Origin of the sequence: Amycolatopsis albispora, from assembly GCF_003312875.1 — a bacterium.
In the GTDB taxonomy this organism is placed as follows: domain Bacteria; phylum Actinomycetota; class Actinomycetes; order Mycobacteriales; family Pseudonocardiaceae; genus Amycolatopsis; species Amycolatopsis albispora.
On the sequence record NZ_CP015163.1, the window covers coordinates 8,154,657 to 8,178,602 of the forward strand.

Annotated in this window: 26 protein-coding genes; 13 read left to right on the top strand and 13 right to left on the bottom strand. The window is 71.5% G+C overall.

Going from position 1 to position 23,946, the window contains the following annotated elements; all coding sequences use genetic code 11:
• The first annotated feature begins 40 nt into the window (after positions 1-40).
• A complete protein-coding gene (locus A4R43_RS38450; protein WP_205215157.1) occupies positions 41-1,114 on the top strand; it encodes a tartrate dehydrogenase in 1,074 nt (357 codons plus the stop codon).
• A 10-nt stretch (positions 1,115-1,124) separates the two neighbouring features.
• Positions 1,125-1,538, top strand: a complete 414-nt coding sequence (locus tag A4R43_RS38455; RefSeq protein WP_113696585.1) for a RidA family protein — start codon at positions 1,125-1,127, stop codon at positions 1,536-1,538.
• Here A4R43_RS38455 and A4R43_RS38460 read toward each other — a convergent pair.
• The 8 genes from A4R43_RS38460 to A4R43_RS38495 are packed head-to-tail and all read right to left on the bottom strand — an operon-like array spanning position 1,504 to position 9,585.
• Positions 1,504-2,607 carry an acyl-CoA dehydrogenase family protein gene (locus A4R43_RS38460; protein WP_113696586.1) on the bottom strand — a complete coding sequence of 368 codons (1,104 nt, stop codon included), beginning with the start codon at positions 2,605-2,607 and terminating at the stop codon, positions 1,504-1,506. The two genes, A4R43_RS38455 and A4R43_RS38460, sit on opposite strands and share 35 nt — an antisense overlap.
• Positions 2,600-3,019: a RidA family protein gene (locus A4R43_RS38465; RefSeq protein WP_113696587.1), complete on the bottom strand. Its 420-nt coding sequence runs from the start codon at positions 3,017-3,019 to the stop codon at positions 2,600-2,602. Before A4R43_RS38465 ends, A4R43_RS38460 begins: the two co-directional genes overlap by 8 nt.
• Complete coding sequence (locus A4R43_RS38470) at positions 3,004-3,831, bottom strand: enoyl-CoA hydratase family protein (RefSeq protein ID WP_113696588.1); 828 nt, start codon at positions 3,829-3,831, stop codon at positions 3,004-3,006. The genes A4R43_RS38465 and A4R43_RS38470 overlap by 16 nt, the downstream gene beginning before the upstream one ends.
• On the bottom strand, positions 3,828-4,520 hold the full coding sequence (locus A4R43_RS38475; RefSeq protein WP_113696589.1) for an SDR family NAD(P)-dependent oxidoreductase: 693 nt from the start codon (positions 4,518-4,520) through the stop codon (positions 3,828-3,830). The genes A4R43_RS38470 and A4R43_RS38475 overlap by 4 nt, the downstream gene beginning before the upstream one ends.
• Positions 4,517-6,016: a benzoate-CoA ligase family protein gene (locus tag A4R43_RS38480; RefSeq protein WP_113696590.1), complete on the bottom strand. Its 1,500-nt coding sequence runs from the start codon at positions 6,014-6,016 to the stop codon at positions 4,517-4,519. The genes A4R43_RS38475 and A4R43_RS38480 overlap by 4 nt, the downstream gene beginning before the upstream one ends.
• A gap of 2 nt (positions 6,017-6,018) precedes the next feature.
• Positions 6,019-6,759: a creatininase family protein gene (locus tag A4R43_RS38485; RefSeq protein ID WP_113696591.1), complete on the bottom strand. Its 741-nt coding sequence runs from the start codon at positions 6,757-6,759 to the stop codon at positions 6,019-6,021.
• Position 6,760: 1 nt separating this feature from the next.
• Positions 6,761-8,788, bottom strand: a complete 2,028-nt coding sequence (locus A4R43_RS38490; protein WP_113696592.1) for an FAD-dependent monooxygenase — start codon at positions 8,786-8,788, stop codon at positions 6,761-6,763.
• The gene (locus A4R43_RS38495; RefSeq protein WP_113696593.1) at positions 8,785-9,585 is read right to left on the bottom strand and encodes an LLM class flavin-dependent oxidoreductase; all 801 of its coding nucleotides are present in this window, start codon (positions 9,583-9,585) and stop codon (positions 8,785-8,787) included. Before A4R43_RS38495 ends, A4R43_RS38490 begins: the two co-directional genes overlap by 4 nt.
• 90 nt (positions 9,586-9,675) lie before the next feature.
• Here A4R43_RS38495 and A4R43_RS38500 point away from each other — a divergent pair, with 90 nt between their 5' ends.
• From A4R43_RS38500 to A4R43_RS38510, 3 genes are read left to right on the top strand one after another with little or no spacing between them, the layout of a single operon-like run.
• Positions 9,676-10,461 carry a PaaX family transcriptional regulator gene (locus tag A4R43_RS38500; protein ID WP_113696594.1) on the top strand — a complete coding sequence of 262 codons (786 nt, stop codon included), beginning with the start codon at positions 9,676-9,678 and terminating at the stop codon, positions 10,459-10,461.
• Complete coding sequence (locus A4R43_RS38505) at positions 10,458-11,291, top strand: tryptophan 2,3-dioxygenase (protein ID WP_113696595.1); 834 nt, start codon at positions 10,458-10,460, stop codon at positions 11,289-11,291. Before A4R43_RS38500 ends, A4R43_RS38505 begins: the two co-directional genes overlap by 4 nt.
• The gene (locus tag A4R43_RS38510; protein ID WP_113696596.1) at positions 11,288-12,439 is read left to right on the top strand and encodes an aminotransferase class V-fold PLP-dependent enzyme; all 1,152 of its coding nucleotides are present in this window, start codon (positions 11,288-11,290) and stop codon (positions 12,437-12,439) included. The genes A4R43_RS38505 and A4R43_RS38510 overlap by 4 nt, the downstream gene beginning before the upstream one ends.
• 1 nt (position 12,440) lies before the next feature.
• Here the strand turns inward: A4R43_RS38510 and A4R43_RS38515 are convergent, their stop codons facing one another.
• Positions 12,441-13,031: a GGDEF domain-containing protein gene (locus A4R43_RS38515; RefSeq protein ID WP_113696597.1), complete on the bottom strand. Its 591-nt coding sequence runs from the start codon at positions 13,029-13,031 to the stop codon at positions 12,441-12,443.
• Positions 13,032-13,215: 184 nt separating this feature from the next.
• On the opposite strand from A4R43_RS38515, the gene A4R43_RS38520 reads away from it, so the two are divergent.
• Genes A4R43_RS38520 through A4R43_RS38535 form a run of 4 tightly spaced genes read left to right on the top strand, consistent with a single transcriptional unit; the run spans position 13,216 to position 16,547 of the window.
• On the top strand, positions 13,216-13,665 hold the full coding sequence (locus A4R43_RS38520) for a helix-turn-helix domain-containing protein (protein WP_113696598.1): 450 nt from the start codon (positions 13,216-13,218) through the stop codon (positions 13,663-13,665).
• Positions 13,666-13,669: 4 nt separating this feature from the next.
• Positions 13,670-14,218: a zinc metalloprotease gene (locus A4R43_RS38525; protein WP_113696599.1), complete on the top strand. Its 549-nt coding sequence runs from the start codon at positions 13,670-13,672 to the stop codon at positions 14,216-14,218.
• The gene (locus A4R43_RS38530; RefSeq protein WP_113696600.1) at positions 14,215-15,345 is read left to right on the top strand and encodes an MAB_1171c family putative transporter; all 1,131 of its coding nucleotides are present in this window, start codon (positions 14,215-14,217) and stop codon (positions 15,343-15,345) included. Before A4R43_RS38525 ends, A4R43_RS38530 begins: the two co-directional genes overlap by 4 nt.
• Positions 15,342-16,547 (top strand): FAD-dependent oxidoreductase, encoded by a 1,206-nt coding sequence (locus A4R43_RS38535; protein WP_113696601.1) that lies wholly within the window; start codon positions 15,342-15,344, stop codon positions 16,545-16,547. The genes A4R43_RS38530 and A4R43_RS38535 overlap by 4 nt, the downstream gene beginning before the upstream one ends.
• 130 nt (positions 16,548-16,677) lie before the next feature.
• Here the strand turns inward: A4R43_RS38535 and A4R43_RS38540 are convergent, their stop codons facing one another.
• The gene (locus A4R43_RS38540; protein ID WP_113696602.1) at positions 16,678-17,445 is read right to left on the bottom strand and encodes an alpha/beta fold hydrolase; all 768 of its coding nucleotides are present in this window, start codon (positions 17,443-17,445) and stop codon (positions 16,678-16,680) included.
• 26 nt (positions 17,446-17,471) lie between these two features.
• Positions 17,472-18,623 carry an FAD-dependent oxidoreductase gene (locus tag A4R43_RS38545; protein ID WP_113696603.1) on the bottom strand — a complete coding sequence of 384 codons (1,152 nt, stop codon included), beginning with the start codon at positions 18,621-18,623 and terminating at the stop codon, positions 17,472-17,474.
• Positions 18,624-18,727: 104 nt separating this feature from the next.
• Here A4R43_RS38545 and A4R43_RS38550 point away from each other — a divergent pair, with 104 nt between their 5' ends.
• From A4R43_RS38550 to A4R43_RS38560, 3 genes are all read left to right on the top strand, one after another.
• A complete protein-coding gene (locus A4R43_RS38550) occupies positions 18,728-19,288 on the top strand; it encodes a TetR/AcrR family transcriptional regulator (RefSeq protein WP_113696604.1) in 561 nt (186 codons plus the stop codon).
• A 168-nt stretch (positions 19,289-19,456) separates the two neighbouring features.
• Positions 19,457-20,530 (top strand): Glu/Leu/Phe/Val dehydrogenase dimerization domain-containing protein, encoded by a 1,074-nt coding sequence (locus A4R43_RS38555; protein WP_113696605.1) that lies wholly within the window; start codon positions 19,457-19,459, stop codon positions 20,528-20,530.
• A complete protein-coding gene (locus A4R43_RS38560; RefSeq protein ID WP_236808517.1) occupies positions 20,527-21,408 on the top strand; it encodes a serine hydrolase in 882 nt (293 codons plus the stop codon). Before A4R43_RS38555 ends, A4R43_RS38560 begins: the two co-directional genes overlap by 4 nt.
• Positions 21,409-21,472: 64 nt before the next feature.
• Here the strand turns inward: A4R43_RS38560 and A4R43_RS38565 are convergent, their stop codons facing one another.
• On the bottom strand, positions 21,473-22,345 hold the full coding sequence (locus A4R43_RS38565) for a LysR substrate-binding domain-containing protein (RefSeq protein WP_113696606.1): 873 nt from the start codon (positions 22,343-22,345) through the stop codon (positions 21,473-21,475).
• A gap of 84 nt (positions 22,346-22,429) precedes the next feature.
• Between A4R43_RS38565 and A4R43_RS38570 the strand changes: the two genes are divergently transcribed.
• Positions 22,430-23,383: an MBL fold metallo-hydrolase gene (locus A4R43_RS38570; protein ID WP_113696607.1), complete on the top strand. Its 954-nt coding sequence runs from the start codon at positions 22,430-22,432 to the stop codon at positions 23,381-23,383.
• 314 nt (positions 23,384-23,697) lie between these two features.
• Here the strand turns inward: A4R43_RS38570 and A4R43_RS38575 are convergent, their stop codons facing one another.
• A complete protein-coding gene (locus A4R43_RS38575; RefSeq protein ID WP_113696608.1) occupies positions 23,698-23,886 on the bottom strand; it encodes a DUF5302 domain-containing protein in 189 nt (62 codons plus the stop codon).
• Positions 23,887-23,946: the final 60 nt, after the last annotated feature.

Sequence of the window (23,946 nt, forward strand, 5' to 3'; positions counted from 1 at the left end):
ATCGATCGGTCTTGGACGCCGGTCGGCCGGCGCTTGTTTGATGGGCGCCATGAAGACCTTCCGCATCGCCGCAGTGCCCGCCGACGGGGTCGGCCGCGAAGTGGTCGCCGCCGGTCGTGAGGTGCTCGACGCGCTCGCCTCGGCCGGTGACTTCGCCTTCGACTGGGCGGAATTCGACTGGGGTTGTGACTACTACCAGCGCACCGGCCGGATGATGGCCGAGGACGGGCTCGACCAGCTCAAGGCCTTCGACGCGGTGTACTTCGGCGCGGTCGGCTGGCCCTCGGTGCCCGACCACGTCAGCCTCTGGGGCCTGCGCCTGGCCGTCTGCCAGGGCTTCGACCAGTGGGCGAACGTGCGGCCGGTGCGCTTCCTGCCCGGGGTGACCAGCCCGCTGCGCAAGGCGGACCACGTGCCGCTCGACTGGGTCGTGGTCCGGGAGAACAGCGAAGGCGAGTACGCCGGGCTCGGCGGCCGCAACCTGGCCGCGCGCGGACCCGGCAGCGAGGTCGCCGTCCAGTCCTCGCTGTTCACCGAAGCCGGCTGCGAGCGGATCATTCGCTACGCCTTCGAGCTGGCCGCCACCCGTGAACGCAAGCACGTGACCAGCGTGACCAAGAGCAACGCGCAGCAGTTCGGCATGGTGCTGTGGGACGACGTGTTCCGCCGCGTCGCCGCCGAGTACCCGCACGTGGACAGCGACAGCTGCCTGGTCGACGCCATGGCCGCGCGGTTCGTGCTGCGGCCGGAGGAGTTGTCCGTGGTGGTCGCCTCCAACCTGCACGCGGACATCCTGTCCGACCTCGGCAGCGCGCTCGCCGGCAGTCTCGGCCTGGCGGCCAGCGCGAACCTCAACCCGGAACGCCGCTTCCCGAGCATGTTCGAGCCGGTGCACGGCTCGGCACCGGACATCGCCGGGCAGGGGATCGCCAACCCGATCGGCGCGATCGGCAGCGCGGCCCTGATGCTCGACCACCTCGGCCTGCCTGATGAAGCGGCGAGGCTGGAGCGCGCGATCGAGGCGACCACCGCGGCCGGGGTGCTGCCGCGGGACCTCGGCGGCACGGCGAGCACCAAGGAAATTGCTTTGGCGGTGATCGACTCCCTCGGGTAGGAACGCGCGGGTGAGCATCCTCCGGACAAATCCCCCTGCCCTGCACAGCACGCCCGGTTACCACCACCTGACCATCACCGAACCCGCCCGGTTCGCCTTCCTCGCCGGGCAGTGCCCGCTCGACGCCGACGGCGTCACCGTCGAAGGCGGCCTGCTCGCCCAGGTCGACCAGGTGGTGGCCAACACGCTCACCGCACTCGAGGCCGCGGGCGCGAGCCCCGCCGACGTGGTCCGCACCGTGATCTACGTGGCCACCACCTCGGCCGACGAGCTGTCTGCGGTCTGGGACCGGCTCAACGCTTCCGCGCTCGCCGAGGCCTTCACCACCGCGAGCACCCTGACCGGGGTCACCGTGCTCGGCTACCCCGGGCAGCTCGTCGAGCTGGACGTCACCGCGGCTTTGGGAACAGCCCCCGCGCGATGATCTCGCGCTGGACCTCGGAGGCGCCCTCGTAGATGCGGGGCGCGCGCACTTCGCGGTAGAGGTGTTCCAGCAGGTGCCCGCGTTCGAGGGCGCGGGCACCGTGGACCTGGATCGCGGTGTCCACCGCGTACTGCGCGGTCTCGGTGGCGAACAGCTTGGCCATCGCGGCCGCCGACGCGACCTCGGAGCGGCCTTCGTCGTAGGCGGCGGCCGCGTCGTGGACCAGCAGGCGGGCCGCCTTGAGCCGGGTCGCGACCTCGGCCAGCGAGTGCGAGACCGCCTGGAACTCGTGCAGCCGCTGCCCGAAGGCCTCGCGTGCACCGGCGTAGGCGACGGCCGCGTCGAGGGCGGCCTGGCCCATGCCCACCGCGAAGGCGCCGACGCTGGGCCGGAACAGGTTCAGCGTGCCCATCGCCACGCGCATCCCGCCGCCGACCTGGCCGAGCACGTGCGTTCGTGGCACGAAGACGTTGTTGAACACCAGCCGCCCGATCGGGTGCGGTGACAGCAGCGGGATCGGCTCGCCGCTCAGCCCGGGAGTGGAGCCGGGCACGCAGAACGCGGTGATGCCGCGCGACCCGGCGTCCCCGGTGCGCGCGAACACCGAATAGACGTCGGCCTCCGGTGCGTTCGAGATGTAGACCTTCTCACCGTTGAGCCGGTAGCCGCTGCCGTCCGGGGTCGCGCGCAACGCCAGCGAGGCCACGTCGGACCCGGCGCCCGGCTCGGTCAGCGCGAACGCGGCGACGGCCTCACCGGCGGCGACGCGGGGAATCCACTCGTCGACCAGGTCCGGCCCGCCCGCCGACAGGATCGGGTAGGAACCCAGCCCCTGCACCGCGAACGCGGTCTCGGCCTCGGTGCAGTGCCGGGCCAGACCCTCGCGCAGCAGGCACAGCACCATCGCGGTCACCGGCCGGTAGCCCACGGCGTCGCGCACGAACACCAGGTCCAGCAGGCCGTGTTCGGCCAGCGCGCGCACCAGCGGCCGGTTGACCCGGCCGTCCTCGCGGGCCAGCGCACGCAGTTCCTCGCCGACCTGCTCGGCGCGGGACAGGAGGTCACCCATCGGCGATCACCGCCGTGCCGACCAGTTCGAGCTTCGCCGCGGGATCGAACAACTCGGCCACGCCCAGCAGCGCGATCGCCGGGTAGTGCCGTCCGAAGTGCTTGCGGTACAGCGGCGCCAGCTCCTTCAGCGCCGCCCGGTAGGCGGGCACGTCGGTCACGTAGAACAGCAGCGACACCAGGTCGCCGGGCTGTCCACCGGCGGCTCGCAGCGCGGCGGTCACGTTCCCGGCGGCCACGTCGAACTGCTCGGCGATCGTTTCGCCGACGATCTCGCCGTCGCGGCCCTGCGCGGTCTGCCCGCCGAGGTAGACCGTGCGCCCCGGCGCGGCCACCACCGCGTGCGCGAAGCCGACCGGCTCCGCCAGCTCCGGCGCGACCACGATCCGGTGCGCGCTCACCGGCCCGTCCATTGCGGACTCCTCCCCGCCGTCCACGCGCGGTAGAACTCGCCGTGGTCCTTGCTGGTCATCAACAGCGCCTGCGTCATCGCCTCCAGCTCGATCGAGCTGCCGAGGTCCATGTCGAGTTCCCTGGTGAGCAGCACCTTGGTGGTCGAATACGCCAGCGCCGGGCCGTCGGCGAGGCGGCGGGCCAGCTCGGTGGTCGCGGCTGGCAGCTGCTCGTCGTCGACCACCTGCGAGGCGAGGCCGATCTGCTCGGCCTTCTCGGCGCGGATCTTGTCGCCCAGCATCAGCAGCTCGGTCGCGCGGCCGAGCCCGACCACTCGCGGCAGCAGGTACGCCGAGCCCATGTCCGCCCCGGCCAGGCCGACCTTCGTGAACAGGAAGGCGAACGCGGCCGAGCGCGCCATCAGCCGGAAGTCGCTGGCCAGCGCGATCACCGAACCGGCTCCCGCGGCGATCCCGTTGATCGACGCGAGCACCGGCAGCGGGCACTCGCGCAGCGCCTTGACCACGGCGCCGGTCATCCTGGTGAACTCCAGCAACTGCGCGGTGTCGAACTTCTGCAGCTCGCCGATGATCTCTTCGACGTCCCCGCCCGAGCAGAAGCCGCGCCCCTGGCCGGCGATCACCAGCACCTTCGCGTCCCCGCGGTGCGGCAGCTCGGCGAGCAGGTCACGCAGGTCGGCGTAGACGTCGAAGGTCAGCGCGTTGAGCTTCTCCGGCCGGTTCAGTGTGACGGTCGCGACGCCATCGGCCACCTCGAAGTCGAAATGCGCCCACTGCCCGGTGAAGCCGGGCGAAGCGCGGAACGGGCTCATAGCTGGATCCCACCTCCGTCGAGAACGATCGTCTGCCCGTTGACCGCGGCGGCCTCGGGTGCGGCGAGAAAGGCGACCGCGAAGGCCACCTCCTCGGGCTCGAGCAGCCGCCCGAGCGGCGACGCGGCAGCCAGCGCCGCTTCGGCCTGCGCCGCGTCGCGGCCGGTCGAGTCGCTGATGCGCTCGATCGACGTGCGGGTCATGTCGGTGCGCACGAACGCCGGGCAGACCGCGTTCGAGGTGACCCCGGTGCCCGCGACCTCGGCGGCGACCGCCCTGGTCAGGCCCACCGCCGCGTGCTTGGACGCGGTGTAGCCGGCGGTGTAGCGGTAACCGGCGTGCCCGGCGGTCGAGGCCACGGTGACGATCCGGCCCGAGTCGCGTTCGCGCATGCTCGGCAGCACGGCCCGGGTGCACAGGAAGGCGCCGGTCGCGTTGACCTCGTGCTGCGCCCGCCAGTCCGCGAGCGAGGTCCGGGTCAGGGGCGCGCTCGTCGAGACGCCCGCGTTGTTGACCAGCACGTCGACCGGGCCGACGTCGGCGAAGAAGGCGGTCACCGCGGCTTCGTCGGTCACGTCGCAGTCCTTGCGGCCGGGCGCGACGACGCGGTCCCCGGCGTCGGCGAACCGCGCGGCGATGGCGGCGCCGATGCCGCGTGTGCCGCCGGTGACCACCACGAGCCTGCTCATCGGTCCTCCGTCCGCAGCGCGCGGCGATCGAGCTTGCCGTTGGCTGTGCGCGGCAGGCTGTCCACGAAGACGATCTCGCGCGGGTACTTGTGCCCGGCCAGGCGCGCGCGGCCGTATTCGCGCAGCTCGTCCTCGGTGACCGTGCCGTTCCGCACGACGAAGGCGCGCACGCGGGTCAGCCCGTCCTGCTCGTAACCGAGCGCCGCGCATTCGACGACCTCGGGATGGCCCAGCAGGCAGTTCTCGATTTCGCTCGGGGCGACGAAGATGCCGCCGATCTTGAGCAGGTCGTCAGCGCGGCCGTGATGGGTGAAGAACCCGTCGGTGTCGCGGCTGAACAAATCGCCGGAACGGAGAGTGTCGCCGTGGAAAGTGCGGGCGGACTTTTCGGCGTCGCCCCAGTATTCCCCGGCGATCGTCGGGCCGGTGACTTCCAGTGTGCCGATTTCGCCGTCGGGCAACTCGGTCCCGGAATCGTCGATGACCCGTGCCGAATATCCGGGTACTTCGCGGCCGAGGCTGCCGCGCTTGGCCGCACCCGGTCTGTTCGACAAAAAGATGTGGTAGGCCTCGGACGAACCGATTCCGTCGACCACTTCGACGCCGAAGGTTTCATCCCATTTCCGGTGCACTTCGGCGGGCAGCGCCTCACCGGCCGAGGTGCACAGCCGCAGGCAGCTGAGGTCCTGGTCGGCGGCCGACGGGTGGGCCAGCATGGCGCTCATCATCGTCGGCACGTTGACCAGGATCGTCGGCCGGTGCTCGGCGATCAGCCGGAAGAGCAGCTCCGGCGTGGTGCGCTCGGGGAACACGATGCCGGAGCCGCCGACGCCGAACGGGAACATCGCGACCAGGTCGCGGGCGTAACCGAAGAACAGCTTCGGCACACCGAGCACCTTGTCATCGGCGTTGATGCCGAGCACTTCCTTGGCGTACAGCTCGAAACTGCGGATCGGGCTGCGGCGCGTGTGCGTGCACGCCTTGGGCGCGCCGGTGCTGCCGGTGGTGAACTTCCAGATCGCGGTGGCGTCGTCGGGCGTCTCGACCGGTTCGAGCTGGTCAGAGGCCTCGGCGAGCAAGGTCTCCAGCGAATGCTCACCTGGCCGCAGCTCGCTCTGGTTGACCCCGGCGACCACGAGGTCGCGCGCACCCGCTTCCCGCAACGGGCCCAGCGTGGTCGCGTCGGCGATCACCACAACAGCCTCGGTGTAGTTCAGGAAGTACGCGTAGTCCTTGGGCTGCAGGAAGGTGTAGACCTCGGCGGTGACCGCGCCTATTTTCTGCGCGCCGTACCACGCGGCGACGAATTCGATCCCGTCGTTCAGCGCCAGCAGCACCCGCTGTCCACTGCGGACTCCGAGGGCGTGCAGCGCGTTCCCGGACCGGTTGCTCAGCGCGCTGAGTTCGGCGTAGGTGACCGTCCGCTCCGGCGTGATCAACGCGGTTCGCGAGCCTTCGTTGCGGTCCAGGAAGTACGAGGTGATGTTCGAGTACATCGTCACGCCCCCTTCGCGGCCGCGCGAATGGTTTCGACGAGCATGGTGGTCAAGGTTTCGAAGGTTTCGGCGCCTTCTTCGGCGGTCGCTTCGGCCGGTGCGCCGCAATACGCGGCGGTCATGCCCATGTCGCGGAAGTCGGCCTGCCCGGCCCGCATCGCCGACGGCAGGTCGACCGGCACGGCGGGCAGGGCGCGCATGGCCGCGGTGTCGACGAGGTCCGGCCGGTCGGCGAGCACCAGCGAGGTCTCGTACCGCCCGGCGTGGCACGAACCGCTCCGGAACTCCTCGGTGAGCCGTTCCGCGTTGCGGCGCCGCACCAGGTCGAGGTAGGCGGCCCCGGCCGACTCGGCCGCGCGGCGCAGCGTGGCCACGTGCTCGGGTTCGAAGTGGTTGTTCACGATCACCACGCGGTCGAGACCCTGCTCGGCGAGCGCCCGGCACACGTCGGTGACCAGCGCGAACAGCGTTTCCGCGCCGACGTGGACCCCGCCGGCGAAGCCCCGCGCGAACCGGGTCACGCCGTAGGGGAGCGCGGGCAGGATCAGCACGCGCACCTCCGGATCACCGTCGAGGCGCCGGGCCGCGCGCTCGCACATGCCCTGCGAGATCAGCGGGTCGGTGCCGAGCGGCGCGTGCGGGCCGTGGGGTTCGACGGCGCCCACCGGCAGCAGCAGCACCGGCGTGCGCGAGCCCGACCGCAGGGCTTCGACTTCGGGAGAGGTCAGCTCGGCGAAGTACATCTCACGCCTCCACCGGAACGTCGAGCAGGCATAGGTCGGCCCGTCCGGCGGCGAGCACGGTGTTGACCTCGTCCGTGGTGGTCAGGTGTCCACCAACAAGCGTTGGCACGGCTGCTTCGGCGCGGACGCGGTCGCTGAGCGTGGTGAGAAAGCCCCGGCGGTACACCGGCCTGCTCTCGGCGACGGTCTGCCCGGCCTCGACGTGGATCATCGACGCGCCCGCCTCCGCGAACGCCCGCGCGTACGCCACGCCGTCCTCGATCGTGGCCCCGCGTGGCGCCCAGTCGTCGACGGTCAGCCGGACCACGAGCGGGCGCTCCTCCGGCCACGCCTCCCGGCACGCGGCCAGCACCTCCAGTGGGAAGCGGAGCCGGTCCTCGGCCGGATTGGTTAACGGTGACAGGAAGCTCGCGAGCAGCCTGCCCTGCGCGAAATCCAGCTCGAGCAGGTCGAACCCGGCGGTCGCGGCCTCAGCAGCCGCCGAGGCGAACTCATCGCGAATCCGGTTCAGCTCCGCCTCGCCGGCGGCCTTCGGCACCTGGCTCAACGGCCCGTACGGCACCGCCGACGCCGACACCAACGGCCAGGCCTCGTTCTCCGGCAACGGCACGTCGACGCCGTACCGCGCGGGCCGGGTCGCGCCGCGCCGGCCGGCGTGCGTGAGGCAGGCCATCACCAGCGCACCCGACTCGTGCACCTCACCGACCGGCCAGGAGCCGACGCCGACCGGCGTTTCCGGCGTGATGCGCCCGTCCTCGGACACCGCGATCGGCTCGGTGCGCACCAGCCCCGCACCCCGCGGTTCACCCGTGACCACGAGCCGGTTCGGGATGACCGCCTTGCCGAGCCGCAGCGGCGTGAGGAACGGGGGCGGCGCGAACAGCCGGTCCGGCTCGCCCGCGAAGTCGAGGTCAGCCCGCCGGACGAACTCCGGATCACGCATCGCGAGATTGGCGTGGCTGATCCGGCCGCTGCGCGTGAGCAGGTTGACCGCGAACTGCCGCGGCGGCAGGCCGGTGTGGTGCCGGACCCGCTCGAAGTACCCGGCGCTGTCGGCCGCGGCCTGCTGGAAGCGGTCCACCACCGGCCGCCGCTCCAGTTCGTAGTGCACCAGCGCGGCCCGGATCGCGGCCCGGTCGTGGTGGCCGTGCCGCACGAACGCGTTGGCCAGCGAGACCGCGTCCTCCATGGCGAGCTTGGTGCCCGAGCCGATGGAGAAGTGCGCGGTGTGCGCCGAGTCGCCGAGCAGCACCACGTTGCCGTCGCTCCAGCGGCGGTTCCGGATGCGCGGGAAGCTGAGCCAGGCCGACTTGTTCGACAGCAGGCGGTGCCCGGCGAGGTCGCGGGCGAACAGCTCCTCGCAGAAGTTGATGCTCTCCTCTTCGCTCATCCGGTCCAGGCCCGCGGCCCGCCAGGTCGGCTCGGGGCACTCGACGATGACCGTGCTCGTGTGCTCGTCGAACGGGTAGGAGTGGGTCTGGATCAGGCCGTGCTCGGTCTCGGCGAAGCTGAACCGGAAGGCGTCGAGCACCAGGTCCGTGCCGTACCAGATGTACTTGCCGCCCTGCGGTGCCGAGCGCGTGCCGAAGTCGCGGGAGCGCCGCAGCACGCTGTTGACCCCGTCGGCGGCGACCACCAGATCGGCCTCCGGCAACTCGGCGGGGTCCTCGACGCTGGTCTCGAAGTGCAGCACGACGCCCAGCTCGCGGCAGCGTTCCTGCAGGATGGCGAGCAGTTTCTTGCGCGCGATCGCGGAGAAGCCGTGCCCTCGCGAGCGCAGCACCTCGCCCCGGTAGCGGATGTCGATGGCGTCCCAGCGCGCGAAGGTGTCGGTGATCCGCAGGAACGTGGCGTAGTCGGCGTCGCGCAGTTCGCCGAGGGTTTCTTCGGAGAAGACCACACCCCAGCCGAAGGTCGCGCCCGGCGCGTTGCGCTCGAAGATCTCGATCTCGTGTGCCGGGTCGGCCTTCTTGAGCAGGATCGACAGGTACAGCCCCGCCGGCCCGGCACCCAGCACGCAGACCTTCATGCCAGCACCTCGGCCAGCCGGTCGACTTCGTCGAGGTCGGAAACGGTGGGGAAGAGGATCAGCTCGTCGCAGCCCTCGGCCGCGTACCCGCGGACGAAGTCCTTGATCGCGCGGGCGCTGGTCAGGTTGGCCGCGGCGATGGTCTCGGCGAACGGGCCGGTGAAGGCGTAGTAGTCGCGCAGGTAGGCGGACCCGCGGTCCGGGTCGCCGAGCGCGAAGTAGCCCTGGCCCCAGAGCTTCGGCGTGCCGGGGCGGCCGAGGTCGTGCCAGGCGGCTCGGGCCCTGGTCGCCGCGGAGGCGAACGCGCGCGGCGGGCCGCCGCCGTGGGCGAACCCGTCGGCGTAGCGGGCCATCCTGGCGAACGCCGCGCCGCTGCTGCCGCCGACCAGCAGCTCGATATCGGTGTTCTCCGCGCGCAGGTGCGCGAGCTGCGCGGACAGGCGTTCGCCGCGGGTGCGGTGGTCGGCCTCGGCGGCGGTGTAGTCGTCGCGCCGGGCGCCGACGCCCAGGCCGAGGGTGAACCGGCCGCCGCTCAGGCGCGCCACCGAGTCCGCCTGCTTGGCGAGCATCGCCCCGCTGCGCAGCGGGCCGATCGCGATGTTGGTGGCCAGCCGCACCCGCTCGGTGACCGCGGCCGCCGCGGCGAGCGCGGTGAACGGCTCGACGCTGTCGTAGACCAGGCGGTCCAGCACGGCGACGGTGGAGAACGGGCCGTCGTCGGCCCGCCGCGCCCACTCGGCCAGCAGCCGGCCGGTCGCGTCCGGGGTGGTGTTCGGCAGTCCGATTCCGACCTTCATCAAAATCAACCTACACGGCAGCCGGGTGGGGTGTATAGAGTTGGACGGGTGGACCCCGGTGCCTTCGAGCCAGCTCCCCAGGAGCTGGTGATGACCCTGCTCGGCGGGTACGCCGAACCGCGGCGCACCCGCCGGGTCTGGTCGGGCGGGCTGGTCGCGCTGCTCGCCGAACTCGGCTTCTCCGAGGGTGCGGCCCGCATCGCGCTGACCCGCGTGGTCCGCCGCGACCTGCTCGAACGGCACAAGGACGGCAGGCGCGTCTACTACCGGCTGACCCGGCGGACGCTGTCCGTGCTGGAGGACGGCGACCGGCGGATCTTCTCCCTCGGGCGCACTGTGGCGCGCGCCGGCGACTGGACCGTGCTCTGGCACCAGATCCCGGACGACCGCCGCGTCGCGCGGGAGCGGCTGGTGCGGCGGCTGCGGTTCCTCGGCTTCGGCTCGGTGCAGGACGGCACGTGGCTGGCGCCGCACGATCGTGAGCGGGAGGTGCTGGACCTGCTGCGTGAGCTGGAGGTGACCGCGCACGCTGGGCTCATGCTCGGCAAGCCGTCCGCCGGGCTCGACATCGGGGTCTTCGCCGCGCGTGCCTGGGACCTCGACGACCTGGCCGCCCGCTACCGCGCGTTTGTCGCCGAGTTCGAGGGCTATGCCGATGAGCGGGCCCGCGCCGGGCTTGATGACGCGGCCGCGTTCGCCCTGCGCACGCGGCTGCTCCACCTCTTCCGGGAGTTCCCGGCCAGGGATCCGGAGCTGCCCGGGGAGATCGTGCCGGCCCCCGCCGGTCGCGACCGGGCGGTCGAGCTGTTCCACCACCTGCAGGCGGCACTGGCCCCCGCCGCGCAACGACACTTCGACGAGGTGACCACCCCATGACCGAGCCGACCGAGCCGTCTGAGCCATCGCAGCCGTCCGAGCCGTCGCCGCCCGCTGCCGACAACGCGGCACTGACCTACACCTCGTACCTGGCGCTGGACGAGATTCTCAACGCGCAGCGCCCGCGCTCCGAAGAGCACGACGAGCTGCTGTTCATCGTCATCCACCAGGTCTACGAACTGTGGTTCAAGCAGATCCTGCACGAACTGGCCGAGTTGCAGCGGCAGCTCGAGGCGGGCGCGACCGCGCACGCGGTGCGCTCGCTGCGGCGGGTGCTGACCATCTTCAAGGTGATCGTCGCGCAGATCGACGTGCTGGAGACGATGACGCCGAGCCAGTTCACCGGCTTCCGGGCGCGGCTGGACGCGTCGAGCGGGTTCCAGTCGGTGCAGTTCCGCGAACTGGAGTCGGTGCTCGGCCGCCGCGACGACCGCGCGGTCCGGCACCACCCGCCCGGCCCGGCCAGGGACCGCGTCACCGCCGCCATGACCCGGCCGTCCGTGTTCGACTCCTACCTCACCTACCTGGCGAAATGCGGTTACGAAGTGCCCGCCGGGCGGGACTGCGCGAAGCCGCTGGAGCCGTCGGAGGAACTGCAGGACGTGCTGCTGAAGGTGTACCAGGACGACGGCGGGCCATCGACGCTCGCCGAGCTCCTGGTCGACCTGGACGAAGGCATGCAGGAATGGCGGTACCGGCACGTGAAGATGGTCGAGCGGACCATCGGCGACAAAACCGGCACCGGCGGCTCGTCGGGGGCGCACTACCTGCGTCAGACCTTGTTCCAGCCGATGTTCCCGGACCTGTGGGCCGTGCGGAGCAGGCTGTGAACCCGCTCGCCGCGCACTACCGGCGCTTCCGCGTGGCCGAGCGGCTGCTGCTCTCGGCCCATTCACACCAGGCCTGGCCGGACGTGGCACTCGAGGGCCAGCTCGAAGCCTTCGAGGACGCCGCGCTCGAGGTCGACGCCAAGTGGGAGCGCGCGTTCGCGAAGGCGGACGAAGTGCGTGCCGCGTTCCGCGGCTGGCTGGGCGACCCGGCGGCCGAACTGGCGCTCGGGGCGAACACGCACGAGCTGGTGATCCGCCTGCTGTCCGCGCTCGACCTGCGCTCGCGACCGCGCCTGGTGACCACCGACGGCGAGTTCCACACCCTGCGGCGCCAGCTCGCGAGGCTGGCCGAGGTGGGGATCGAGGTGGTCCGGGTGGCGGCCTCGCCGGTGGAGTCGCTGGCCGCGCGCCTCGCCGCTGAGGTCGACGACAGGACGTGCGCGGTGTTCGTCTCGAAGGTGCTGTTCGAGACATCGCGTATCGTATACGATGTGCAGGCCCTGGCCGAGCGGTGTGCCGCGCGTGGTGCCGAGCTGGTCGTGGACGCGTACCACGCACTCGGCGTGGTCCCGTTCTCGATGGACGGGCTGGACGAGGCCTGGATCGTCGGCGGCGGGTACAAGTACCTGCAGTTCGGCGAGGGCAACTGCTTCCTGCGCATCCCGCCGCACGCCGCCGAACTGCGCCCGGTGGTGACCGGGTGGTTCGCCGAATTCGGCGCGATCGCCGACGCGCGGCGCCCCGGCGAAGTCGCCTACGCCGCCGGCGCCGACCGGTTCGCGGGCGCCACCTACGACCCGACCAGCCACTACCGCGCCGCCAGGGTGGCCGCCTTCTTTTCCCAGCAGAAGCTGACCGCCACGCGGCTGCGGGAGATCTCGCTACGCCAGACCACCCGGCTCGCCGACCGGTTCGACGCGCTGGACCTGCCGCCGTCGCTGATCAGCCGCGAGCAGCTGCCGCGCGAGGCGTTCGGCGGGTTCCTCGCGCTGCGGAGTCCGCGGGCAGGGGAGTTCTGCGCGGAACTGGAGAAGCGCGGCGTCCGTACCGACAGCCGCGGGGAGTACCTCCGCTTCGGACCGGCGCCCTACCTGGCCGACACCCAGCTCGACGACGCCATGGCCGCCCTCGGTGAGGTCTGCCGCTAGATCAGGCGACCGGGGGCAGGGAGATCCGGTCGCGCCCGGAGCGCTTGGCGGTCTGCAGTGCGAGGCTCGCCTCGCTGACCAGCTCGCGAAGTCCGGTGCCCAGCCCGGGATGGTGCAGGCCGACGCCGATCGAGCCGGTCAGCTCCTCGATGACCACCGTATGGCCGATCGCGGATCGCACGGTGACCACGATGGTCCTTATCCTGGTACGTATGTCCCGCGCGACCGAAAGACCCTGCTCGAGCCGGGTCGCGGGCAGGAACACGAGGAACTCGTCCCCGTCGTGCCCGCCGAACCGGCCGAGGACGTCGCCGTCGCGCACGGTGTTCCGCAGCGCGAGGGCCACCGAAGTCAGCACCGTGTCCCCGGCGAGATGACCATGCGCGTCGTTGATGGCCTGGAACCGGTCCAGGTCGACCAGCAGCACCACCCCCGGCCGGTGGGCGTGGCCCTGCAGGGCGTGCCCGGCCTGGTGGTCCCACTCCCAGCGGCCCGGCAGGCCGGTGAGCCGGTCCATCGCGCGGTAGCCCAGCGGTTCACCGCAGAGTTCGCAGCACAGGCCGCGGTCGGCGGTGCGCACGGCGCCGGGCACGGTGGCAGCGGATCGGTCGCGTCCGCTTGTACTCACATACAGTGTCCGGCTGCTACCCTCTTTCGCATCAGTCAATCCGGTCACGCTCTGGAGACTAATGGGCGCGGACCGTGGTTTCAACTGAAGCGAAGAAAGCCGACCGGATGGACTTCTTCCTCAGTCGAAATGTGGAGAGGCGGACACGGTGGATCGGGGTAGCCGGAGCCTGGCGGACAAGCTCAACCACTTGTTCGCCAACCAGACACCGCGCAGCGGGCAGGAATACAGCAACGAGCACGTCGCGGCGACCATCTGCGACCAGGGCGAAGTCAAGATCTCGCAGAGCTACATCTGGCAGCTGCGCAAGGGCAAGAAGGACAACCCGACCTTCAAGCACCTCCAGGCGCTGGCCGGCTTCTTCGGTGTGCCCGCGAGCTACTTCTTCGACGACGCGGTCACCGATAGGGTCGACAGGCAACTGGCGGAACTGAAGTCCGAGCAGGCCAGGCTCAACGAGATCGCGGGCAGCAGCGACGCCCAGCTGATGGCCATGCGGGCGGGCGAACTTTCACCCGAACGCCGTCGCCTGGTGATGGAGTTGCTCAACGTCGTCTACCGCGAGGAGCGGGCCGCCCGAGCCGACACGGAGGAGTGATCCGGTGCGCGAGCGAGCGTTACGCCGGCAGTGCAGGCAGCTGCTGAACGAACTGGACATCCGCCCGCCGCTGGACGTGACCGAACTGTGCCGCAAGGTGGGTGAGCGCCGGGGCAAGCCGATCCGGCTGATCGCCCACGCCATCCCGGTGCCCGGCCCGTTCGGCGTCTGGATCACCACCAAGTCCGCCGACTACATCCTCTACCAGCAGGAAACCAGCAAGGCCCACCAGGGCCACATCATCCTGCACGAGCTCGGCCACATCCTGGCCGGCCACCACAGCGACGAGGGCGACGACGCGCTGCTCGCCGAGCTGTACCCCGACGTGGAACCGAACGCGCTGCGCGAGCGGTACCCGGACCTGGAGTCCGACGCGGTGCGCCGCGCGCTCCGCCGCACCTCCTACGACACCGAGCACGAGCGCGAAGCCGAGACGGTCGCCACGATCATTCTCGAATGGGCGTCGGTGCTCGACCGGGTCGCGCCCGGGGCGAACGCGCCGTCCACCCGCCGGATGGAGGCGGCGCTCTCCGACCGGCTGGGGTGGCTGTGAGCGCCGGACTGCTCGCCTACGGCGTCGTCGCGATCGCGGCGCTGACCTGGCTGCTTATCCGACTGGCCCGCTCACCGCGGTCGGCGCCGCTGTGGTGCGTGACGATCGCGGTCGCCTGCCTGGCCATCGCCTACCCGTTCGGCCTGATCGCCGGGGAGAATCAGGTGTTCCTCGGCCTGCCGCCGATGGTGTCGCGGCTGATCCAGCACGGCATCCTGCTGGTCGCGGTCAACTGCCTGATCTCGTTCTTCCTGTTCTCCGCGCTGGACCAGCGCGAGGCGCTGCGCAAGACCACGCGGTACCTGATCCCGCTGGGCGTCGCCGAGGTGGTGCTGATCGTGGCCGCGGCGATCACCCCGGCCGGGGTGGCCACGAACGACCACTCGGTGACCGGGGTGGCGTTGTTCTTCGTCACCGCCGACGCCTACATGGGGCTCGGTTTCGGCCTCGCCGCGCGCTGGGCCTTCAAGTCCGCGAAGGGCGCCGAGCGCAGCGTGCGGCGCGGGCTGCGGATGGCGGGCGTCGGCATGTCGATGATCGTGATCGCGGACTGCCTGTTCATCCCGGCGGTCATCCTGCGCTGGCTGGGCATGGCCGCCGCGCCGGGCGCCGACGGCACCGCGCAGACCACCATCGGCTCCATCGGCGCGATGTTCTTCCTGCTGCCCGGCATCGTGCTCTTCCTGATCGGCTTCATCTACCCGGCGGCGGCGCGGAAGCTGGCGGCCGCCGCGGTGTGGCTGCACCACCGCCGGATGTACCGGCGGCTCGGCCCGCTGTGGACCGTGCTGCACCAGGAGTTCCCGGAGGACGCGCTCAGCCGGGTGCCCGCCAGCCGCTGGCGCGACCTGCTCAGCGTCACCGGCGTGCACCGGCGCTACTACCGGCGGGTGATCGAGTGCCGAGACGGGCTGGTGCGGATCAGTCCCTACCTCGCTGACCTGCGGGAGCAGCCGGTGACGCACGAGAATCTGGCGGACAAGTTGAAGGAGGCCCTGCGCACGCGTTCCTCCGGTGATCCGGCGCCGAAGCAGGCGGTGCCGGTGGCGATGCCCACGGGCGAGGGGCTCGACGCCGACGTCCGCGAGCTGGTCGCGTTGTCACGCGCATTGCAGGCGAGCCGATGACCCACGCGCTGATCATCGGCGGGGGCATCGCCGGCCCGGTGACCGCGATGGCCCTGCGCAAGGCGGGCATCGACTCGGTGGTCTACGAGGCCTACCCGACCGGAGCCGACGACGTCGGCGCCTTCCTCACGCTGATGAGCAACGGCCAGGACGCGCTGCGCGCGATCGGCGTGCACGAGCGGGTGGCCGACGAATCGTTCGCCGCGTCGACGGTGCAGTTCCTCAGCGGCACCGGCAAGTTCCTCGGTGAGGTGCCGCTGCGCCGCGAAGGCGTGCTCGGGCCGCGCACCCTCAAGCGCGCCACGCTGTACCGCGTGCTCCAGGACGAGCTGGCCGCGCGCGACATCCGGATCGAGCACGGCAAGCGGCTGACCAGCGCACGCAACACCTCCGACGGCGGTGTGGTCGCCACCTTCGCCGACGGCGACCAGGCCAAGGGCGACCTGCTCATCGGCGCCGACGGCATCCACTCGGCCACCCGCGCTCTGATCGACGAGACCGCGCCCCGGCCACGGCACCTCGGCAACACGACCATCTGCGGTTACGCCGAGAACGCGCCGTCGCCCGCCCCGGACGGCACCTATCGGATGATCTACGGCAAGCGTGCCTTCTTCGGGTACGTCACCGCGCCGAACGGCGAGACCTGGTGGTTCACGAACGCGCCCGGTGCCGAGCTGAGCAAGGCGGACCTGGCGGCGATCAGTGCGGAGGAGTGGAAGGCCAGGGTGCTGGAGCTGTTCGCGAAGGACAACACGCCCGCCGCGGACATCGTGCGCGCCACCGGGTGCGACGTGACCGCGAGCAACGCGTACCACATCCCGTCGACCCCGGTCTGGCACGCGGGCTCGATGGTGATCCTCGGGGACGCCGCGCACGTGGCCGCGCCGAACGCCGGGCAGGGCGCTTCGCTGGCCGCCGAGGACGGGGTCACGCTGGCGCGCTGCCTGCGGGATGTCGCGCAGATCGGCGACGCTTTCCGCGCCTACGAGGGACTGCGGCGCGAGCGCGTCGAACGCGTGGTGGCGACCAGCGCCCGCATGGGCGGCACCGCGGTGCCGGGCCCGCTCAAGCGCATGGTGCGCGACGCGATCCTGCCGCGCGTGCTGAAGAAGGGCCCGCGCAACAACGCCGACTGGCTCACCAAACACCACATCGACTGGGAAGCACGCGTCTCCCTGGACGACGCAGTAGCGACGAACTAGAAGCGGCGACCAACTAGTGGTGGCGGTCAACTAGCGGTGGCGGTCAACCCCGTACACGACGACGTACTAACGGTTAGCGCCAGCCAGACGCCGGGCCGACGCGCCAACGCTCAGCGTCCGTGGTGACGCGCTAACGGTTAGTGTCAGCCGGCTCGCGCAGGTGGTCGAGCAGGCCGAGTACCGCGGCCGGGTCCTCGACGTGGGCGTTGTGCCCGAGGCCGGGCAGCACCACCGGGTCCGGCACGAGTTCGCGCAGGTGGTCCGCCGGGCACATCGGGTCGTGCTCGCCCGCGGCCAGGACCACGCGCCCATCCGCCGTGGCCAGCAGGCCCCGCATATCCGGCGCGCCGACGCCGAACGCGCCCTGGTCCAGCGCCACACGCCAGCCGTCGCCGTCCGGGATCACGCCCGCGCTTACCGCCTCAAGCGGCACGAGGCCCACCAGCCCGGAGACCTTGAGCCAGCGGTCCGCCGCCTCCTCGCGAGTGGCGAACACACGCGCCGGCTTGCTCGCCACCGCGGCTGCCTTCGCCAGGTCATCGGGACTCCAGCGCACCTTGATGCCGAGCCCGCACACCGCCGACACCGACGGGCCGAACCAGCCGCTCGCCAGCGTCAGCGCGAGCACACCGCCCAGCGAATGCCCCAGAACGGTCACGTCGCCGCTGACCGACTTCGCGATCTCGGCGGTCAGCCCGCCGAAGGAGTAGGACGGCATCGCGGCCGAGCGCCCGTGCCCCGGCAGGTCGGGCACCACCCAGTTCCACTCGCCGGGACGCTGGTCGGCCAGCGCCTCGGTCACCCCTTGCCACACCTCGCCGGTCGCGCCCAGCCCGTGCAACAGCAGGAGCGTCCGGTCCCCGGTACCACCACGGCGCACGAACAGTTCACCGGTCATGCCGACGATCCTGCCATCGCGCAGGCTCACCGGTCCGCCACACCGGCGAGCCGCTTGGTCAGCATCACCCGGAAAGCGGGCACCTTCGCCAGCAGCGACAGCGCCGCGTTGCGCACCGGGCGCGCCAGCGGGCTCGCGGTGGCCAGCCGCGTCAGCCGCCCGGCGAACTTCACCACTTCCTCCGCCTTCGGCCGCTGGGTGGCGGCGTACTCGTCGAGCAGGCTCTCCGGCGCGCCCTTGACCACGGCACCCAGTGCCTCGCCGAGCGCGACCGCGTCCCGCAGGCCGAGGTTCATGCCCTGCCCGCCCGCGGGGCTGTGCACGTGCGCGGCGTCGCCCGCGAGCAGGACGCGACCCGCGCGGTAGCGGTCGGCGACCCGGTGGTGCACCCGGAACCGCGAGCCCCAGACCACCTCGGCGATCCGCGCGGTCCCGGCCGCGGGGCCGCGCCGGTCGAGCAGGTCCTGCACAAAGGCGAGGTCCGGCTGCTCCGGCGGGTTCTCGACCTCGGCCACGATGCGGAACGAACCGTCGGGCAGCGGGGCCGAGACCACCATGCCCGCGCCCGAGAAGAACAGCACGACCTCGTCGCGGGGCAGACCACCATCGCGCAGCCGGACGTCGGCGAGCGTGAAGGTCTCGCCGTCGGCGTGGTCGTCACCGAAACCGATAGCGCTGAACGTCCGCACCGCGCTCCGCATGCCGTCGGCGCCGACCACGTACCGCGCGCGGATCCGGTGCTGCCCGTCCACGGTGGCGACCACGCCGTCGGCGTCCTGGTCGAGCGCGGTCAGCCGGTGCGGGCGCAGCACCTTGCCGCCGAGTTCGGTGAACCGGTCGAGCAGCACGCGCTCGGTGGTCGGCTGCGGAACCATGAACAGCGTCCGGTACGGGCTCGGGACCTGGTCGAACACCAGCGGCACCAGCACGCGGTCGCGATCGCGGATGGTGAACCGGCCCGCCCGCAGCGACAGCCCGGCGAGCCGGTCCGCGACGCCGAGCCGGTCCAGCGCCTCCATCGTGCGGGGGTGCACCACGGCGGCACGCGAGGTGTTCGCGCCCTCCGCCTGCTGGTCCACCACGGTCACCTCGACGCCCTGCTGCGCCAGGCTCACCGCCGCGGCCAGGCCGACCGGGCCCGCGCCGACCACCAGTACCTGCGTTTCCTCGGGGATCATTTCGGCCGCCTCTCTGAAGTCAACGCCTGTTGGCCAACGCCTGTTGGCAAAGCTAGCCGCAGCCGTGCTGGCATGTCAACAGGTGTTGGCCTACAGTTGTTGGCATGACCCCAACGGCACGCCGCTCGGACCGGACGCGGCAGGCGATCCTGGTGGCGGCGCGGGAGCGCTTCGCCAAGGACGGCTACGACCGCGCCACCATCCGCGCGATCGCCGCGGACGCGAACATCGATCCGTCGATGGTGATGCGCTACTACGGCAACAAGGAGGGCCTGTTCGCCGCGGCCGCCGAGTTCGACCTCCAGCTCCCGGACCTGACCGAGGTGCCGCGCGCCAAGGTCGGCGAGGCGCTGGTGGCGCACTTCCTCGACCGCTGGGAAACCGACGACACGCTGCAGCTGCTGCTGCGCACCGGCGCCACCAACCCGGCCGCCGCCGAGCGCATGCAGCAGATCTTCGCCAGCCAGCTGCTGCCCGTGGTCATCGAGCTGGACCCGCCGGACAACAAGTTCGCCGACCGGGCGGGCCTGGTCGCCAGCCAGGTGCTCGGCCTCGCGCTGTGCCGGTACGTGCTCGCGCTGCCGCCCGTGGTGAACATGGACCGCGCGGCGGTGATCGCCTGGGTCGGGCCGGTGCTGCGCCGGTACCTGGTCGAGCGCGCCTGAACTCTGGGGAAACACCCTCTTGGCGAGGGGATCTTCACCCCTCTACGGTTCTCGTTGGGACCCTCCGCCCGCGGGGAACGACCTTCCCGGTGGACGCGATCCCGGTTGCAACCCCACCCACGCGCGTGCCACAAGCCACGTGCCGGTGCCAACGAAGGAGTCACCACCGTGACGGACGGTGTATTCGGCCGGGATACCGGTCATGAACAGGTCGTTTTCTGCCACGACAAGGCCAGCGGGCTCAAGGCCATCATCGGGCTCTACTCCACCGCACTGGGCCCCGGCCTCGGCGGAACCCGGTTCTACCCCTACCGCTCCGAAGCCGACGCGCTCGACGACGTGCTCGCGTTGTCGAAGGGCATGGCCTACAAGAACGCGCTCGCCGGGCTCGACCTCGGCGGCGGCAAGGCGGTGATCATCGGCGACCCGGCCACCCTGAAGTCCGAGGCGCTGCTGCGGGCCTACGGGCGGTTCGTCGAATCGCTCAACGGCCGCTACATCACCGCCTGCGACGTGGGCACCTACGTGCAGGACATGGACGTCGTCGCCCGCGAGACCCGGTTCGTCACCGGCCGCTCGCCCGAGGACGGCGGGGCCGGCGATTCCTCGGTGCTCACCGCGTTCGGTGTCTTCCAGGGCATGCGCGCCTCCGCCGACCACCTGTGGGGCAGCCCCGACCTGGCCGGGCGCCGGGTCGGCGTGGCCGGCGTCGGCAAGGTGGGCCACCTGCTGGTCGGGCACCTGGTCGAGGCGGGCGCGCGCGTGGTGATCAGCGACGTCTCGGCCGCCGCGATCGAGCGCACCGTGGCCAAGCACCCCGAGGTCGAGGTGGTCGGCAGCGGTGACGAGCTGATCCGCGCCGAGCTGGACGTGTTCGCGCCGTGCGCGCTCGGCGGCGCGCTCAACGACGAGACGGTGCCCGAGCTGCGGGCCAAGATCGTCTGCGGCGCGGCGAACAACCAGCTCGCGCACCCCGGCATCGACAAGCTGCTCGACGACCGCGGCATCCTGTTCGCCCCGGACTACCTGGTCAACGCCGGCGGCGTGATCCAGGTCAGCGACGAGCTGCACGGGTTCGACTTCGCCAGGGCCAAGCGCAAGACCGCGCGGATCTTCGACACCACGAAGTCGGTCTTCCAGCTGGCGGAAGCCGAGGGCGTGCCCGCGGCGACCGCGGCGGACCGCCTGGCCGAGCGCCGCATGACCGAGATCGGCGCGCTGCGGGCTATACATCTGGGGTGAGCGAAGACCTCATCGGGCACCACTTCGAGGCGGCGGGCGTGCGTGGATGGCTGCACGCCCGCCGCCTTGGTGCCGAAGCCGAATGCGGCTGGGACGCCGACGAGCCGGTGGTGCTGGCCTCGGTGGTGAAGGTGCCGCTGGTGCTGGAGTTCGCCCGCCAGGTGGCGGCCGGGCAGCTCGACCCGCGTGACCGCGTGCGCATCGGCGCGCGTGACCGGCTCGGCGGGACGGGCACCGCGGGCTGCGCGGACGACGTCGAGCTGAGCCTGCGGGACGCGGCCTACTTCGCGATGACGGTCAGCGACAACACCGCGGCCGACGTGCTGTGCGACCGCGTCGGCCTGGACAACGTGCGCTCGCTGGTGCGTGAACTCGGGCTGGTGCGCACGCGGATCGCCGGGGCGCCGCGCGACATCGTCGCGTCGATGATCGAGGACGCCGGTGGTGCCGAGCGGTTCGCCGAGCTGTTCCGCAAGTTCTCGGCGGACCGCGTGCTGGCGATGCGCGCCCTCGACCCCGGCTGGACAAATGCGAGCACGCCTCGCGAAATGACCGCGCTGCTGGAACACCTGTGGTCCGAGCCGGGGGAGGCCGCCGCGCGGGTGCGGCAGTGGATGGGTCAGCAGGTGTTCTGGTCGCGACTCGGCGGCGCCTTCGGCCCGGAGGTCCGGGTGTCGGGCAAAACGGGCACGCTGCCGTGCATCCGCAACGAGATCGGCGTGGTCGAGTACCCGGACGGCACGCGCTTCGCGGTCGCCGTGTTCACCCGGTCGGCGTCGCTGGTGCAGCGGCAGCCCGCGATCGAGCAGGCGATCGGCGCCGCCGCGGCCGCCGCGGTCGGGCGGCTGCGCGGTGAGAGTGATCAGTCGGCGCCGTAGACCACGTTCCACGGGCGCGGGGTGGCGGGCTCGTCAGGCGACCCGGGGTCCGGGGCCTCGTCGGTCAGCGTCGTCGCGGCCACGGACGCGAAACTTTTGCTTCCGGGTGAGGATTGCCGGAGGGCCAAGCGAAGCACAGCCGGCGCCGAGGCGCAGGTGAGAGCGGACGCCACACCACCCGCGGCTCCTTCTGCGCCACCGTGCCCTCGGCCAGCGCGACCCCGTGCCCGGCCAGCACCATGCCGAGCACGAACTCCGGGTTCCGCGCGTGGTGGACCGCCGACGGCCGGAAGCCCTGTTCCCAGCACGTGCGCAGCAGCGCGTCGTAGTACCCGGGCGCCGACGCGCGCGGGAACAGCACGAGCCCCTGTCCGGCCAGCGCGGACGGATCGAGTTCCGCACGGGCGGCCAGCGGCGAGTCCCGCGGCAGCACCACCCCGAGCGGGGTCTCGAGCGCGGGGCCCAGCTCCAGCCCGGTCACGTCCACGGGCAGGTGCAGCAGTCCAGTGTCCAGCTCGCCATCGGCGAGCAGGTTCAGCTGCTCGGTGGTGGTCAGCTCCTGCAGTTCGACGCGCACGCCGGGACGCTCACGCGCGAACGCGGTCAGGATCCCGGCGAGCACCCGCCCCGGCATCTCCGGCGGCACCCCGGCCCGCAACGCGTCGCGCTCGCCGCGCCCGGCCTTGCCGACCAGCGCGACCGCCCGGTCCCAGCGCGCGATCAGGTCGCGGGCTTCGGCGAACAGCACCTGCCCGGCCTCGGTCAGCTCGACGTGCCTGCTGTCGCGGTCGAACAGCTTCGCGCCGAGGTCGCGTTCGAGCCGCTGGATGCGCTGGCTCAGCGGTGGCTGCGCGATGCCGAGGCGGTCGGCGGCGCGGCCGAAGTGGAGTTCTTCGGCGACCGCGATGAAGTAGCGCAACGCGCGCAGGGGGTCCACGCTGCGACGATATCGGTTCGCATATCGCGATCCGCGTGTCGTGATCTTGGACAGCACCCCGCCGGGCGTGCTCGGCTGTCGATCATGAGCGACGCAAAGAACAGCTTCGGCAGGCGCGGTTTCCTCGGGGTCACGGCGGCGATGGCCGCGAACCTGCCCGGCATCCCGGCCGCGGCGGCCAGTAACCCGCGGCCCCGCGGCGACGTGGCCCTGCGCTGGTGGGGCAACAACAGCTGGGAACTTCGCCTGCCCGGCGGCAAGGTGGTGCTGATCGACCCGTGGCTGACCCGGTTCAAAACCGGCACGTACACCAAGGAGGGCGCCGACCCGAACACGCGCATCGAAGTGAACCGCAAGCTGCTCGACGGCCTGGTGGACTCCGGCGAACTCCGCGCCGATCACATCCTGGTGACCCACGGGCACTACGACCACATCAGCGACGTGCCGCACCTCGCGGCCAGAACCGGCGCGACGGTGATCGGCACCGAGACGCACCTGAGCTTGCTGGCCGCCCTCGGCGCCCCCGAGGACCAACTCGCGCTCGCGACCGGCGGCGAGTTCCACACCTTCGACGGTTATTCGATCCGCGTGCTGCGCTCACTGCATTCGGCCAGCGGTGACCGCGCGAAGATCGCGTTTCCCGGCACGCGTCCGCTTTCGCGGCGCGACCGGCCGCGTGTGATCAGCGACCTGCTGGAAGGCGGGACGCTGGCCTACCAGGTGGAGAGCGAGTCGGGGTTCGCTGTGCTGAATTTCGGCGGGTCCAACTATGTGGAGGGCGAGCTGGCCGGGCTGCGGCCGGACGTGCTCCTGCTGCCCGCCGGTGGTGACCGGGTGGAGGAGTACGTGCCGAGGCTGCTGCGCACGCTGGGGTTCCCGCCGTACGTGGTGCCGACCCACTGGGACGACTTCGACTTCCCGCTGGACGAGCCCGCCAAGGACTGGGGCGGGCTCGCCAAGCTGCGCGACGCGGTGGCCGGGGCCAGCCCGGGCAGTGCGTTCCGGGTGGTCGACCACCGCGAGGTGTTCGCGCCCTGAGGGGTGAGCGATGCGCTGATTCGCGAGCGTCGCTCCGTTTTGAGAGCATTGCTCTGAACCGAGAGCGGCGCTCTCGGCTGTGGGCGGTGCTCTGAGCGATGAGCTGCCTTAGCGATCGATGGCTGCCCGAAGTTGCCTGGGATGCCCTGGCCGAACTGAGCCGCTGCGGTTTTCCGCGGCTGCCAGGGCGCCTTGGCAGCCGCCTTTGGTCGCTTCTAGCTGCTTCTGGCTGCTTGTGTCGCCCTGGTCGCCCCGGCTGCCTTGGCTGGCGTTGGTCGCCTTGGTTGCCCTTAGTGGCTAACCGCCGCTGGCCCTTAGCCGCTCTTGCGGCGGAACTCGCGCTTGCCGCCCGCTGGGCCGTGCGCGTTGTGCACCTTCGAACCGCGGTCCTCGTGTGCGGCGCGGGCCTTCGACTGGGCCTGCTTGCGCTCGAGCGCCTCGCGGAACTTGCGCTTGACGTCGTCCTCCGCGCCGGCTTCCGGCGCGGGTTGCGTGTCAGACATCCGAAACCTCCGAACAACGTCGTGTGTCACCGGCCAGCCTGTCAGCCGCCCACCCGGTTG